Annotated in this window: 11 protein-coding genes; 8 read left to right on the top strand and 3 right to left on the bottom strand. The window is 72.1% G+C overall.

Annotation, left to right across the window (positions count from 1 at the left end):
• The first annotated feature begins 91 nt into the window (after positions 1–91).
• The 5 genes from IF89_RS0114060 (at position 92) to IF89_RS0114040 (ending at position 6,665) form a co-directional block, all read left to right on the top strand.
• Positions 92–838 carry an NUDIX hydrolase gene (locus tag IF89_RS0114060; RefSeq protein ID WP_030766435.1) on the top strand — a complete coding sequence of 249 codons (747 nt, stop codon included), beginning with the start codon at positions 92–94 and terminating at the stop codon, positions 836–838.
• A gap of 173 nt (positions 839–1,011) precedes the next feature.
• Positions 1,012–2,808, top strand: a complete 1,797-nt coding sequence (locus IF89_RS0114055; protein ID WP_030766431.1) for an ABC transporter ATP-binding protein — start codon at positions 1,012–1,014, stop codon at positions 2,806–2,808.
• A gap of 136 nt (positions 2,809–2,944) precedes the next feature.
• Positions 2,945–3,886 carry a FadR/GntR family transcriptional regulator gene (locus tag IF89_RS0114050; RefSeq protein WP_324605333.1) on the top strand — a complete coding sequence of 314 codons (942 nt, stop codon included), beginning with the start codon at positions 2,945–2,947 and terminating at the stop codon, positions 3,884–3,886.
• A 367-nt stretch (positions 3,887–4,253) separates the two neighbouring features.
• A complete protein-coding gene (locus IF89_RS0114045) occupies positions 4,254–5,699 on the top strand; it encodes an RNA polymerase sigma factor (RefSeq protein ID WP_030766429.1) in 1,446 nt (481 codons plus the stop codon).
• Between the two features lie 99 nt (positions 5,700–5,798).
• A complete protein-coding gene (locus tag IF89_RS0114040) occupies positions 5,799–6,665 on the top strand; it encodes a S1 family peptidase (protein WP_030766428.1) in 867 nt (288 codons plus the stop codon).
• 178 nt (positions 6,666–6,843) lie between these two features.
• On the opposite strand, the gene IF89_RS0114035 is transcribed toward IF89_RS0114040, so the two are convergent.
• Entirely contained in the window at positions 6,844–7,077 is a 234-nt protein-coding gene (locus IF89_RS0114035; RefSeq protein WP_030028922.1) for a DUF7455 domain-containing protein, read from the bottom strand.
• Positions 7,078–7,524: 447 nt separating this feature from the next.
• On the opposite strand from IF89_RS0114035, the gene IF89_RS0114030 reads away from it, so the two are divergent.
• The 3 genes from IF89_RS0114030 to IF89_RS0114020 all read left to right on the top strand — a co-directional run bounded on the left by IF89_RS0114030 (position 7,525) and on the right by IF89_RS0114020 (position 11,896).
• Positions 7,525–9,645, top strand: a complete 2,121-nt coding sequence (locus tag IF89_RS0114030; protein WP_030766427.1) for a DNA gyrase/topoisomerase IV subunit B — start codon at positions 7,525–7,527, stop codon at positions 9,643–9,645.
• A gap of 176 nt (positions 9,646–9,821) precedes the next feature.
• Complete coding sequence (locus IF89_RS0114025; protein WP_043193917.1) at positions 9,822–10,307, top strand: DUF485 domain-containing protein; 486 nt, start codon at positions 9,822–9,824, stop codon at positions 10,305–10,307.
• A complete protein-coding gene (locus tag IF89_RS0114020; protein WP_030766424.1) occupies positions 10,304–11,896 on the top strand; it encodes a cation acetate symporter in 1,593 nt (530 codons plus the stop codon). Before IF89_RS0114025 ends, IF89_RS0114020 begins: the two co-directional genes overlap by 4 nt.
• Positions 11,897–11,919: 23 nt before the next feature.
• Here IF89_RS0114020 and IF89_RS0114015 read toward each other — a convergent pair whose 3' ends face one another.
• Positions 11,920–12,621, bottom strand: coding sequence for a response regulator (locus tag IF89_RS0114015; RefSeq protein ID WP_078628290.1), 702 nt, complete (start codon positions 12,619–12,621; stop codon positions 11,920–11,922).
• Entirely contained in the window at positions 12,618–14,234 is a 1,617-nt protein-coding gene (locus IF89_RS0114010) for an ATP-binding protein (RefSeq protein WP_051807068.1), read from the bottom strand. Before IF89_RS0114010 ends, IF89_RS0114015 begins: the two co-directional genes overlap by 4 nt.
• Positions 14,235–14,681 lie beyond the last annotated feature (447 nt).

Below are 14,681 nucleotides of genomic sequence, written 5' to 3'. Positions count from 1 at the left end.
GCCCGCCGGGGCCGGCTCCCCGCCCGCACGCCGCCGTCCTCAAGGTCACCAAAGCGCTGTTTATCGTCAGGCAGACGACTATGATCGCGGCATGTCGCCCTACGACCCGTCGGCCTATCCGCCCTTCGCAGTCACCGTCGACCTGGTCGTGCTCACCGTGCGGCGCCACGCGCTGTGCGCGCTGGTCGTCCGGCGGGGTGAGCAGCCGTTCCAGGGCCGCTGGGCGCTGCCCGGCGGATTCGTCCGCGGGGACGAGGACCTGGCGGCGGCCGCCGCGAGGGAACTCGCCGAGGAAACCGGCCTGTGCGCCCACGACCCCGCCATGCCGGGCGCCGGCAACGGGGCCCACCTCGAACAGCTGGCCACCTACGGGGATCCGAAGCGGGATCCGCGCATGCGCGTCGTCAGCGTCGCGCATCTCGTGCTGGCTCCGGACCTCCCCGCACCCCGCGCGGGAGGCGACGCCAACAGCGCGCGCTGGGCCCCCGTCGACGAGGTGCTGGCCGTCGGCGACGAGGGCGCCGCGGGGCTCGCCTTCGACCACGCGCAGATCCTGGCCGACGGGGTGGAGCGGGCCCGCTCGAAGATCGAGTACTCCTCGCTGGCCACCGCCTTCTGCCCGCCCGAGTTCACCGTGGGCGAGCTGCGCCGGGTGTACGAGGCCGTGTGGGGCGTGGCCCTGGACCCGCGCAACTTCCACCGCAAGGTCACCGGCACCCCCGGATTCCTGGTGCCGACCGGTGGGACCACGACCCGTCAGGGAGGTCGCCCCGCCCAGCTGTTCCGGGCAGGCGGAGCCACGCTGCTCAATCCGCCGATGCTGCGCCCCGAGGTCTGACACCGCGGCCCGGCCGGCGGCCGCGCGGGAGCCCGGGCTCGGGCCCCGGGTGAAACGGACGGAACGATCGGCATTCCATCGGATCGGTTGCGCCGAAAATCGGACATATCGCGCTATCTTGCTTGCGGTACTCACCCTGCCGCAGAGCGGTCTCACCCCCCGCGAGAGAAGCGATGCTCCAGGCCATCGGACTCACCAGCAAACCCCGCCCCCACGCCCCGCCCCTCGTGGACGACCTCACCTTCGAGGCCCGCCCGGGGCACGTGACCGCCCTGCTCGGCGAGCCGGGATCGGGCAAGACGACCGCACTGCGGCTCATGCTCGAACTCGAACCGGGCCGCGGCGTCACCTACTTCCGCGGCCGTCCGCTGCACCGGATCCCGCACCCCGGCCGTGAGGTCGGAGTGGTCCTCGGGGACGTCCCGGGCAACCCGGCACGGACCGTCCGCAACCAGCTGCGGATGCTCTGCGCCGCCGCCGGGGTGCCGGCCTCGCGGGCCGACACCATGCTCGAAGTCGTCGGTATCGCCGGCCTGCGCGACCAGCGTCTGGGCTCGCTGTCGCTCGGCATGGAACGCCGGGTCGCCCTGGCCTCGGCACTGCTCGGCGATCCCTGCACCCTGCTCCTCGACGAGCCCGCCGCGGGCCTCTCCCCGCGCGAGCGCGGATGGCTGTACGGGCTGCTGCGCGGCCACGCCTCCCTGGGCGGCGCCGTGCTGTTCACCACCGACGACGCCAAGGAGGCGGCCCGGAGCGCCGACCGGGTCGTCAGCATCGAGGCGGGCCGCCTCGTCGCCGACCAGGAGGCCGCGGAGTTCGCGCGGACCCGGCTGCGGCCCCGCGTCGCCGTGCGCACCCCGCACGCGGCCCGGCTGGCCGACGTACTGGGGCGGGAAGCGCGCGCGGCGCAGCGTGCGGTGGAGATCGTCGAGGAGAGCGGCAACCGCCTGTCGGTGTACGGCAGCAACTGTGCCGAGGTCGGCGAGGCGGCGTTCCGCCACGGCGTGCTGGTCCACCGGCTCGCCGACGAGACGGGCGACGCCGGCGCCTCCACGGCCCCCGTCCCGCACGCCCGAGCCGCAGCCGCGTCCGGAGCGGCGGGCGCCTCCGGAGCCGTGGGCGGCCCCGCGGCCGCAGACCGCGCCGGCCGTAGCGGGGACGGGCGTGCCCCCCGGCCCGCGTCCGCCGTGCGGCGCGTGGGCGGACCCCTGCGACCGCTGCGCTACGAGCTGCTCCGCGTCTTCGGCACCGCCACCCCTGTCCTCACCACCGCCCTCGTCGTGGTGGTCTCCGTCCTCACCGCGCTCGTGCTCGCCCGGGCCGGCCAGACCCCGCAGAGCCGGCTGCTCGCCGCCTGGCCCGAGCTGCTGCCGCTGCCGCCCGCCGCCCTGGGTGCCGGGCTGCTCGGCGCCCTGGCCTTCGGAGAGGAGTACCGCTACCCCGCCCTTGCCGCAGACCGGGGCACCGTGCCGCGCCGGCTGGGGCTGCTCACCGCGAAGCTCGGCGTCTGCGCCGCGCTGGCCCTGCTGCTGGGCGCGCTGGTGGTCACGGCCGACGCCGCCGCCCTGGCACTCGTCTTCGACAGCGGGCCCCTGCACCTCCCGACGCAGTGGCTCTCCCCGGCGGCGAGTTGGGCCGGTCTGCTGATCGGCTGCGCCTGGGCCGGCGTACTGGCCTCCGGCGTCTTCCGGTCCGCCACCGCAGGACTCGCGGCGGTGCTCGCAGTACCGGTGGGAGTGGTTCCGCTGGTGGGCAAGGCGCTGGAGGGCTCCTCCGTGTATCCGATGACCGGGCTGGGGCCCCGGCTGCGGAGCCTGTCCTGGGTGCAGTGGCCGCCGGAGGCGGACCGGCTGCTCGTAGGAGCCCTCCGGGTGATGACCCAACCCGTCGCGACCGCACTGCTGTTGTCGCTGATGGTCCTGTTGTGCGCCTATGGGTTCACCGGACTGCGCAGCAGGGTCCGTTGGTGACCGTTCCGATGCGGGAGCGGTCACGGACGGGACCGTTGCAGTCCATGTCACGTCAAGCGACCGCAACTCCCCGCAAAGGGCCCGGTTCCTTACGATAAGTCGTCAATTGCGTAGGTGGCACCGATCACCCTTTCGTGTGCTTTTCACCAAAGACCTCAAGGGTCATGGAGGCACGACCGACAAAGGATTCGTGAGTACCCTTGCGCACACCATGATGACCGCCGCCCGCCATGCCGACTCCGGCCTCGCCGGCGCGGGCGAACTCGACCGCTACCCCTACGCGGAGGCCCCCGGGTCCGACCGCGTCGGAGCACCCCACTGGGACGGCGCCGACGTCGAGTTGAGCCGCGTCGGCCGCCGCGCGGCAGGCAGCCGCGGCCGCGGCCTGCACGGCCAACTCGTCCAGCAGCTCGGCCAGATGATCGTCTCCGGCGACCTCGGTGCGGACCGCCCCCTGGTCCCCGAGGAGATCGGCCAGCGCTTCGAGGTCTCCCGCACGGTCGTCCGCGAATCGCTCCGCGTCCTGGAGGCCAAGGGCCTCGTCAGCGCCCGCCCCAACGTCGGCACCCGGGTCCGTCCCGTCGCCGACTGGAACCTGCTCGACCCCGACATCATCGAGTGGCGGGCCTTCGGGCCCCAGCGCGACGACCAGCGCCGCGAGCTCGGCGAGCTCCGCTGGACGATCGAGCCGCTCGCCGCGCGCCTCGCCGCCGGACACGGCCGCCCGGACGTCCAGCAGCGCCTCGCCGACATGGTCGAGATCATGGGCCACGCCCTCGGCCAGGGCGACTCGATCACCTTCGCCCGTGCCGACAACGAGTTCCATGCGCTCCTCATCCAGGTCGCCGGCAACCGCATGCTGGAGCACCTCTCGGGCATCGTCTCCGCCGCCCTCCAGGTCTCCGGCAGCCCGATGACCTCCTGCGACCGCCCCAGCGAGACCTGCGTGGCGCACCATGCGCGGATGGTCGAAGCCCTCGCCGCGGGTGACGCGACGGGTGCGGAGAACGCGATGCGCCAGCTCCTGACGGTTCATCCGGAGGTCGAGCGCGTGGTTCCCGCCCCGCGCGAGCACTGACGGGCGGGTGCGCGGGTGTGTACGACGCGTCGCCGGGCCCGGCCGGGCCCGGCGGGACCGCCGTGCGGACCCCTGCTGGAGCCGCCGCGGGGGCGGCGCGAACGCCGCGGTGCGACCGTATGACCGACCGCCGCGCACACGGGGTGTGACTCGGGCCACGAAGATTGTGCGTAACGCTCCGCGAGGCCGCGCGATGACTTAAGAGGTGATGGCCGACGGAGGGAAGACAGCAGCCCTTGGGGTGCTGTGCAGCTCCCCGGCCTCTGCCCGCGCCGCCGGCCCATCCCCGGTCGGTGGTCGTCGGCTCCGGTCCAGCACCACCAGGCCCGGGGTCGGAAGCCGTTTCCATCGTTCCGAGAGGTTGTTCGTGTCGGCCAGCACATCCCGTACGCTCCCGCCGGAGATCGCCGATTCCGAGTCTGTGATGGCGCTCATCGAGCGGGGCAAGGCCGAGGGGCAGATCGCCGGCGATGACGTGCGTCGGGCCTTCGAGGCTGACCAGATTCCTGCGACCCAGTGGAAGAATGTTCTGCGCAGCCTCAACCAGATCCTCGAGGAAGAGGGTGTGACGCTGATGGTCAGTGCCGCGGAGTCGCCCAAGCGCACCACCCGCAAGAGCGTCGCAGCGAAGACCCCGGCCAAGCGGACGGCCACCGAGCCCGTCAGGAAGACGGCGGCCAGGGCGACGGCGGCGCAGCCTGCCGCCCCCGCGGTCCCGGCGCCCGAAGCGGCGGAAGCGCAGGCACCGGAGGCCCTCGCGGGCGAGGAAACCGCCGCGGAACCCGTCGCCAAGAAGGCGGCCGCGAAGAAGACGGCGGCGAAGAAGGCCGCGCCCGCCAAGAAGGCGACCGCGAAGAAGACGGCCGCCAAGAAGACCGCCGCCAAGAAGGACGCCGACGAGGCCGGCGAGGACGAGAACCCCGACGAGGGGCCCGAGGCGGTCAAGGCCGAGGGCGACGAAGAGGACGAGAGCGGGGAGAACAAGGGCTTCGTCATCTCCGACGACGAGGACGACGCCCCGGCCCAGCAGGTCGTGGTGGCCGGCGCCACCGCGGACCCGGTCAAGGACTACCTCAAGCAGATCGGCAAGGTCCCCGCCAAGAACCACCTGCTGGAGGCCAACCTCCGCCTCGTGGTCTCCCTCGCCAAGCGCTACACCGGCCGCGGCATGCTCTTCCTGGACCTGATCCAGGAAGGAAACCTGGGCCTCATCCGTGCGGTCGAGAAGTTCGACTACACCAAGGGCTACAAGTTCTCCACGTATGCGACGTGGTGGATCCGGCAGGCGATCACGCGTGCCATGGCCGACCAGGCCCGCACCATCCGCATCCCCGTCCACATGGTCGAGGTCATCAACAAGCTCGCCCGCGTGCAGCGCCAGATGCTCCAGGACCTGGGCCGCGAGCCCACCCCGGAGGAACTGGCCAAGGAACTCGACATGACCCCCGAGAAGGTCATCGAGGTCCAGAAGTACGGCCGCGAGCCGATCTCGCTGCACACCCCGCTGGGCGAGGACGGCGACAGCGAGTTCGGCGACCTCATCGAGGACTCCGAGGCGGTCGTCCCGGCCGACGCCGTGAGCTTCACGCTCCTGCAGGAGCAGCTGCACTCGGTGCTCGACACCCTGAGCGAGCGCGAGGCGGGGGTGGTGTCCATGCGCTTCGGCCTCACCGACGGCCAGCCCAAGACCCTCGACGAGATCGGCAAGGTCTACGGGGTCACCCGTGAGCGCATCCGCCAGATCGAGTCCAAGACGATGTCGAAGCTGCGGCACCCCTCGCGCTCCCAGGTGCTGCGCGACTACCTCGACTGAGCCGGGCGCGGAGGTACGCGCGGTGGCCGCGCGGGTGCGCTCGGCCACCGGGCATCCCACTCTGGGTGGAGTCATGCACACTCGGAGTCAGGAGGCCCCATGCGTCGTCCCTTTGCCCGTGTCCTGGCGGGCGCGCTGACCCTGGCGGCGGGAGCGGCCGCGGCGCCGCTCGCCCAGATGCCCCAGGCGGCCGCGGACAGTGTGGTGATCGGCGGGAAGCCGGTGAAGGCGGCCGACAGCCCGTGGGTCGTGGCCCTGGCCAGCCGTGACCGGTTCGGGGGTACGCGGGACGGACAGTTCTGCGGAGGCGTGGTCGTGGCCCCCACCAGAGTGGTCACCGCGGCCCACTGCCTGGGTGGGCAGGTCCTCGGGGGCCCCGTCGAGTCCGTTGCCGATTTCCGGGTGATCGCGGGGCGTACGGAGCTGCGTGCCGCCGACGGCCGGGAGATCGCGGTGCGCGGGGCCCGGGTGAACCCGGACTATGACCCGCAGAGCAACGCCGGCGACCTCGCCGTCCTGGAGCTGGCGGAGGCCGTGCCGGCCCACCACGTGCTCCCCATGGCCGAGGACGGCCACCCCGCGTACCGGCCCGGCACCGAGGCGGCCGTGTACGGCTGGGGCGACACGAGCGGCTTCGGTGACTATGCGTACGGGCTGCGGGCCGCGCGCGTGAGCGTGCTCGCGGACGAGGTCTGCGAGCGCGCCTACCCGGGCGACGCGGACGGACAGTACCGGTCCGACTCCATGGTGTGCGCGGGAGACGGCGGGGGCGGCCGGGACGCCTGCCAGGGCGACAGCGGCGGCCCGCTGATCGCGCAGGGGCGCCTCATCGGCCTGGTCTCCTGGGGCCGGGGCTGCGGACGCGCCGACAGTCCCGGGGTGTACACGCGCATCGCCCCGCTGACAGGCTTCGTGACGGCCCCCCTGAGGGCCGCGCAGCCCGATGGGGTGCAGAACGTCGCCTGAGAGCCCCGGAGGCCTGTGGGGGCCGAGCAGGGTCGGTTCATGGGCATCAGGGGAACCAGGGGCCGCCCGGAGCCTCGGGCGGACGTGAGGACGGGCGGCATCCCTGGGTCTCAGGGGTGCCGCCCGTCGACCGGCCTGGCCGGTCCTGGCTCGTCGGATGCGAGGTTCGGCCGGTGTGTCAGCGGTCCTCGGGTTCGGCGTGGGCAGCCGGAGCGGACGTGAGCCGCTCGGTCTCATCCTGTATTTCCGCGGCGATCTTCTTGAGTTCCGGCTCGAACTTGCGACCGTGGTGGGCGCAGAAGAGCAGTTCACCGCCGCTCAGCAGGACGACGCGCAGATATGCCTGGGCGCCGCAACGGTCGCATCGGTCAGCGGCCGTCAGCGGGGTCGCGGGTGTCAGAACAGTAGTCACGTCGCCTCTTCTCTAGCTCGACGAGCTGTCGTACCAGGGTCAACATCCAACCAGGCCGAAAACGTTCCCGCTCGCGGCTTTTCCTCGAAACTTCCTTCCGAAGCTGGCCGGCTGTTGCCGGTTGGCGGCGAAGGAGCCGTATTGCGTTGCTTTACGGTTTCGCGTTGTCAGTCGTGCGCTTGTTGCAGTTCCATCCTCCCTGGCGTGAGTGCCAGGTTGTTCATGAGGACGTGCCCGAACCCTAAATGGTTCATGCGCCGAAGGGAACGTGATGTTTCCTTCACCCGCCCGGGGGATCGAACATCCGTGCGGATCTGGACTAGGGTGAGGAGAGGGCGAGGGTGGCGTTGCATCGGCTCTACCTGGCCTCGGTACCCTTCGACGGGCACCCGAGCCGCCCCTGCGCCCGACCGGGCCAGAAAAGAAATTCAGCGAGGAGCGAACTGCGTGACCGCCGACACGTCCGTGCCTTCCAGCGCGCTGCTGTCCGGAGCAGACCGGGACGGTTCCAACTACACCGCGCGGCACCTGCTCGTCCTCGAGGGGCTGGAGGCCGTCCGCAAGCGTCCGGGCATGTATATCGGCTCCACCGACAGCCGGGGCCTCATGCACTGCCTGTGGGAGATCATCGACAATTCCGTCGACGAGGCCCTGGGCGGCTACTGCGACCACATCGAGGTGATCCTCCACGAGGACTCCTCGGTCGAGGTCAGGGACAACGGCCGCGGCATCCCCGTGGACGTCGAGCCCAAGACCGGTCTGTCCGGTGTCGAGGTCGTGATGACCAAGCTGCACGCGGGCGGCAAGTTCGGCGGCGGCTCCTACGCGGCCTCCGGCGGCCTGCACGGCGTGGGCGCCTCCGTGGTCAACGCCCTCTCCGCCCGCCTCGACGTCGAGGTCGACCGGGGCAGCTCCACGCACGCCATCAGCTTCCGCCGCGGCGTCCCGGGCATGTTCACCGCGCAGGACCCCGACAGCCCCTTCGATCCGGCGAACGGCCTGCGCAAGGTCAAGCGCATCCCCAAGGGCAGGACCGGCACCCGGATCCGCTACTGGGCCGACCGCCAGATCTTCCTCAAGGACGCCCGCCTCAGCCTGGAGACCCTCTACCAGCGCGCCCGGCAGACGGCCTTCCTCGTCCCCGGCCTCACCCTGGTCGTCCGCGACGAGCGCGCCGTCGACGGCGCCGGCAAGACCGAGGAGACCTTCCGCTTCGACGGCGGCATCAGCGAGTTCTGCGAGTACCTCGCCCAGGACAAGGCCGCCTGCGACGTGCTGCGGCTGACCGGCTCGGGCACCTTCAAGGAGACCGTCCCGGTCCTCGACGACCGCGGCCACATGACCCCGACCGAGGTCACCCGAGAGCTCGGCGTGGACATCGCCCTGCGCTGGGGCACGGGCTACGAGACCAACGTCAAGTCCTTCGTGAACATCATCGCCACCCCCAAGGGCGGCACCCACGTCACCGGATTCGAACGCTCGGTGACCAAGACGGTCAATGAGGTGCTGCGCTCGGCCAAGCTGCTGCGCGTCGCCGAGGACGACGTGGTCAAGGACGACGTCATGGAGGGCATGACGGCCGTCGTGACCGTCCGCCTGGCCGAACCCCAGTTCGAGGGCCAGACCAAGGAGGTGCTCGGCACCTCGGCCGCCACCCGGGTCGTCGCCGCGGTCGTCGCCAAGGAGCTCAAGGCCTTCCTGACCTCCACGAAGCGTGACGACAAGCAGCAGGCGCGCGCGGTGATGGAGAAGATCGTCGCGGCCGCCCGGACCCGGATCGCGGCCCGCCAGCACAAGGAGGCGCAGCGCCGCAAGACCGCGCTGGAGACCTCCTCCCTCCCCGCCAAGCTGGCCGACTGCCGCAGCGACGACGTCGACCGCAGCGAGCTCTTCATCGTCGAGGGCGACTCCGCCCTGGGCACCGCGAAGCTCGCCCGCAACTCCGAATTCCAGGCGCTCCTGCCCATCCGCGGCAAGATCCTCAACGTCCAGAAGTCCTCGGTCTCGGACATGCTCAAGAACGCCGAGTGCGGGGCGATCATCCAGGTCATAGGGGCCGGCTCGGGCCGGACCTTCGACATCGACGCCGCCCGCTACGGCAAGATCGTGCTGCTCGTCGACGCCGACGTGGACGGCGCGCACATCCGCTGCCTGCTGCTGACGCTCTTCCAGCGCTACATGCGGCCGATGGTCGAGGCCGGCCGGGTCTTCGCGGCCGTCCCGCCGCTGCACCGGATCGAGCTGGTCCAGCCCAAGAGGGGGCAGGACAAGTACGTCTACACGTACTCGGACAACGAGCTCCGCCAGACCCTTCTGGAGTACCAGCGCAAGAACATCCGGTACAAGGACTCCATCCAGCGCTACAAGGGCCTCGGCGAGATGGATGCGGACCAGCTGGCGGAGACCACCATGGACCCCCGCTTCCGCACCCTGCGCCGGATCAACATCGGCGACCTGGACTCTGCCGAGCAGGTCTTCGACCTCCTCATGGGCAATGAGGTGGCCCCGCGCAAGGAGTTCATCACGAGCTCCGCGGCGACGCTGGACCGCTCGCGCATCGACGCCTGAGCGCCGGGGCACCGGAAGCCGGCGGCGCCCGACACGGGCCGGCGCCACGGCACACCGGTGCCCCGCATCTCATCACCTGTTGGAGTGAAGAGCACCGGTACACCAGTCCGGAAACCGTCCATTCCGCACATCCTTGTGGGCACGCGGCCAATGCGGCAGCGGACAAGGAGAGTTCGGTGGACAAGCACGAAGGCCGTGATGCCGGAACGATCCGGCTCGACGACCCCTGGTACGACGCGCTGGCCGTCGGCTGGGGCGAGGGGGCGGAGCCGACGCCGCCGCACCCGGCCCCCGCCGGCCGCCCGGCGCCCGGCGCATCCGACATCTACCTGGAAGTGCAGCGCAGCGCCGCCTTCCAGGAGGTCCGGAGCCGGTACCGCCGGTTCGTCGTCCCCGCGACCGCAGGGTTCCTCCTCTGGTACGTCGCCTACGTCGTCGCCGCGACGGCCGCCCCCGGCCTGATGGCGCGGCCCGTCCTGGGCGCGGTCAATGTGGCCATGCTGGCGGGACTCGGCCAGTTCCTCAGTACCTTCCTGCTCACCTGGGCCTACGCCCGGCACGCCCGGCTGCGCCGGGACCGGGCCGCCCTCGACCTGCGCTGGACGGTCTTCGAGCAGGAGCGCGGTCAGGAGCGGACCAGGGCGAGGAGGGCGGGCCGGTGACCACCGAGCACCAGACCCTCGCGCTGATGCTGTTCAGCCTGTTCATCGCGGTGACCCTGGGCATCACGACGTGGGTCAGCCGCAACCGGCACGGCTCCGCCGAGGAGTTCTACGCCGGCGGAAGGCTCTTCTCCCCGATGGAGAACGGTTTCGCCATCGCGGGCGACTACATGTCCGCGGCCTCGTTCCTCGGCATCTCCGGCCTGATCGCCCTCTTCGGCTACGACGGCCTGCTCTACTCGGTGGGCTTCCTCGTCGCCTGGCTGGTGGTGCTGTTCCTCGTCGCCGAACTGGTCCGCAACTGCGGCCGCTTCACCCTCGCCGACGTGGTCGCCGCCCGGATGAGCGAGCGCCCGGTGCGGATCGCCGCAGGCCTGTCCTCGGTCGTCGTGTCCGTGCTCTACCTCGTGGCGCAGATGGTCGGCGCGGGCAGCCTGGTCGGGCTGCTGCTCGGGAACTCCAGCGCCGCGGCACGCACCCTCACCGTGATCGGGGTGGGCGCCCTGATGGTCGTCTACGTTTCCTTCGGCGGCATGCGGGCCACCACCTGGATCCAGATCGTCAAGGCCGTTCTGCTGATGGGCGGGGCGATCACCTTGACCGTGCTCGTGCTGCTGCGCTTCCACGGTGATGTCGACCGGCTGCTGACCACCGCCGCCGAACGCAGCGGGCACGGCATGCAGTTCCTCAGTCCGGGCCTGAAGTACGGCGGGGACTGGACCGCCCGGTTCGACTTCATCAGCCTGGGCCTCGCGCTGGTCCTCGGCACCGCCGGCCTGCCGCACATCCTGTCGCGCTTCTACACCGTGCCCACCGCTCGCGCGGCCCGCCGCTCGGTGGTGTGGGCGATCGCGCTGATCGGCAGCTTCTACCTGATGACCATCGTGCTCGGCTTCGGTGCGGCCGCCCTGGTCGGAACGGACGAGGTGCGAGCCTCCAACGCCTCCGGGAACACGGCGGTGCCCCTGCTCGCGGCGTTCCTCGGCGGAGGCGCCGAAACCACCGGCGGCGCGGTGCTGTTCGCCTTCGTCGCCGCCATCGCCTTCGCCACCATCCTGGCGGTGGTGGCCGGCATCACCCTGGCATCGTCCGCCTCCGTCGCGCACGACCTGTACGCGTCGCTCAAACGCAGGCGCGCCAAGCAGCGCAGCGAGGTCTCGGTGGCACGCGGCGCTGCCGTGGGCATCGGTGCGGTGGCCATCGCCCTGGGGCTGCTCGCGCAGGACCTCAATGTGGCGTTCCTGGTGGGACTGGCCTTCGCGGTGGCGGCCTCGGCCAACCTTCCCGTGCTGATGTACTCGCTCTTCTGGCGCGGGTTCACCACACGCGGAGCCGTCTGGTCGGTGTACGGAGGCCTGGTCCCGGCGGTGCTGCTCGTCCTGGTCTCGCCCGTGGTGTCCGGCAGCCCGGAATCGCTGTTCCCGGGCGTGGACTTCCAGCTCTTCCCGCTCCAGAACCCGGGGATCGTCTCGATCCCGCTGGGCTTCCTGGCGGGCTGGCTGGGCACGGTCACCTCCGGCGAGGAACCGGACGAGGCGAAGCATGCCGAGATCGAGGTCCGCTCGCTGACCGGTGCCGGTGCCGTCTGAACGCAAGGGTGTGAGCGGGGGTGTCAGGCCGGCCCGTCCGAGGGGAGCCAGGAGTAGCGGTGCTCCGGACGGCCGGTCTCGCCGTAGCGCAGGGCCAGGCTGACACGGCCGCTGCGTTCGAGCAGCTTCAGGTAGCGCTGGGCGGTCTGGCGGCTGATGCCCGCGCGGTCGGCGATCTGCTGGGTGGACAGCGGGCCCTCAGCGGCGCGCAGGGCCTGGCGGACCAGCTTCGCCGTGGTGGGGGAGTGGCCCTTGGGCAGTTCGTTGACGGCGCCGGCGCCGGCGAGCGCGCCGAAGATCCGGTCCACTTCGGCCTGCTCGGCCTCGCCGCCGGTCTCCAACGTGCGCCGCAGCGAACCGTACGCCTCCAGCCGGGCGCGCAGCCCGGCGAAGGTGAAGGGTTTGACCAGGTACTGGAGTGCCCCGAGACGCATCGCGGCCTGCACGGTGGCCAGGTCGCGGGCGGCGGTGACCATGATCACATCGGTGTGGTGGCCGCGCTGGCGCAGGCGGCGGACCAGGTCCAGGCCGTTCTCGTCGGGGAGGTAGTGGTCCAGGAGTACCAGGTCCACCGGGTGGGCGGAGAGGAAGTCCAGGGCCTGGGCCGCCGAATGGGCCTGTGCCGCCACTCGGAAGCCGGGAACCTTCGCGACGTACGCCGCGTTGATCCGGGCAACACGCATGTCGTCGTCGACGACCAATACGTGGATCGGGGTCTCGTTCACCGCAGGGCCTCCGGGAGTACGACGGAGAATTCCGCCCCTCCGTCCGCTGCTTCACCGGCCCGGGCGCTGCCGCCCTGCCGCTCCGCGAGGCGGCGCACGAGGGCGAGGCCCAGCCCGCGCTCGCGGTGGGCCCGGGGCTGCTTGGTCGACCAGCCCTCGGTGAAGATCTCTTCGCGCCGCCCGGCGGGGATCCCGGGGCCGCTGTCGCGCACCCGCAGCACGGCGGTTCGGCCCTCCGTGCGCAGTTCCACCTCGACCAGGGGCGCTGCAGCGCCGGCGGCGGCGTCCAAGGCGTTGTCCACAAGATTGCCGACGATCGTGACGAGCCCGCCCGGGTCGACCAGGCGGTCGGGGAGGAGACTGGCGGCGGTCAGCCGCAGGGAGATGCCGCGTTCGGCGGCGACGGCGGCCTTGCCCACGAGGAGGGCGGCCAACAGCGGGTCGTGCACTTTCTCGGTGACCTGTTCGGCGGTTGTGCGGTGTCCGCCGGCGACTTCGGTCACGAAGTCCACGGCTTCCTCGTGCAGGCCCAGCTCCAGCAGGCCGAGGAGGGTGTGGAGGCGGTTGGCGTGCTCGTGGTCCTGGGCGCGCAGGGCGTCGATGAGGCCACGGGTGGAGTCGAGTTCGCGGCTCAGGTGCTCCAGTTCGGTGCGGTCGCGCAGGGTGGCGACGGCGCCTCCGTCCGCGGTGGGCATGCGGTTGGCGACCAGGACCCGGGGGCCCTGCACGGCGAGCAGGTCCCGGCCCGTCACCCGGCCGGAGAGTACGTCGGCGGTGCGGCCGGCGCCGAGAACGTCGTCCAGCGGGCGTCCGGCGAAGGTTCCGGTGCTGTCCGGGGTGAGGCCCAGCAGGCGGGCGGCCTCGTCGTTGACCAGCCGGACCCGGCCGTCCGGGGCGAGGGCGATCACGCCTTCGCGGATGGAGTGCAGCATCGCCTCGCGCTCGGCGAGCAGGCCGGCGATGTCGGAGAAGGCCAGGTCGCGGGTCTGGCGGTGGATCCTGCGCGAGAGGAGGTAGGCGGCGAGGGCGCCCGCGGCCAGGGCGCCGCCGGCGTGGGCGAGCAGGCCCGGGACGGCACCGAGCAGCCGGTCGCGGACGCTGTCGTAGGCGATACCGACGGAGACCGCGCCGACGATCTCGCCGTCGGCGGCGACGAGCGGCACCTTGCCGCGTGCGGACCGGCCCAGGGTGCCGTCGTCGATCTCCATGACCTCACGCCCGGCCAGGGCGTCGCCGGGGTCGGTGGATACGGGCCGTCCGATCCGGTCGGGGCTCGGGTGGGAGCGGCGAATGCCGTGCAGGTCGAGGACGACGATGTACTCGGCCCCCGTCGCCCGGCGGATCCGCTCGGCGGAGGCCTGCACCGGGCTGTCCGCCGACGCCGCGGACCCCAGGAGGCCGGCGGCGATCGACGGATCGGCCGCGGTGCTCTGCGCGATGGCGAGGGCCCGCCGCATGGCCTGGTCGTCGAGCTGCGCGCTGAGCGGGGCCAGGAACAGCCCGGTGGCCAGCACGACGACCCCGGCGGCGATGGCCAGCTGGGTCAGCAGGATCTGCGAGACCGCCCGTCTGGGCAGCCCGAGGCGCCGAGCGCTCATGAGGGGGAACCGCATGAGCAGCAACGGTAGGCCGCCCGCGGCCGGAACGAAACGCCCGCTCCCCGCTGCCCGGCCCCCGCTGCCCGGGCCGTTGCGCTGGGCGCACGATCCCTCCGCCCGGCGCGGACCGCAGCGCGAGGCGCTCGAACCGCCCCCGCGCTGACCGCCGCCTTGCCCGACTCCCGTAGCGGTCCGGCCCCCGGGTCTGCGCGGTTCCGCTGCGCCCGCGGGGCACCGCAGGGCGACTGGCTCGGACCGCCGCTCGCGTGTCACGGCACACGATCCGCTCCGTGCGGCGCGGACCGCAAAGCGCGTGATTCGCCCCCGCGCGGGCGACGGCCGTGCTCCCCGGGGCCCTCAGCTGGTTCGCCCCCTGGGCTGCGCGGTCCGCTTCTCGCGCGGCGCACCGCGAGGCGATCGGCCTGGACCGTCGGCCGCGCGCCGCGGCTGTCCGGCCCGGGT

The organism is Streptomyces sp. NRRL F-2664 (genome assembly GCF_000719345.1).
GTDB lineage: Bacteria > Actinomycetota > Actinomycetes > Streptomycetales > Streptomycetaceae > Streptomyces.
This window is presented reverse-complemented; position numbering and strand designations above follow the sequence as displayed.

Excerpts from the sequence above, each read along its gene's own strand:
- IF89_RS0114055 (WP_030766431.1), top strand. The coding sequence starts at position 1,012 with ATGCTCCAGGCCATCGGACTCACCAGCAAACCCCGCCCCCACGCCCCG.
- IF89_RS0114010 (WP_051807068.1), bottom strand. The coding sequence starts at position 14,234 with ATGCGGTTCCCCCTCATGAGCGCTCGGCGCCTCGGGCTGCCCAGACGG.
- IF89_RS0114040 (WP_030766428.1), top strand. The coding sequence starts at position 5,799 with ATGCGTCGTCCCTTTGCCCGTGTCCTGGCGGGCGCGCTGACCCTGGCG.
- IF89_RS0114060 (WP_030766435.1), top strand. The coding sequence starts at position 92 with ATGTCGCCCTACGACCCGTCGGCCTATCCGCCCTTCGCAGTCACCGTC.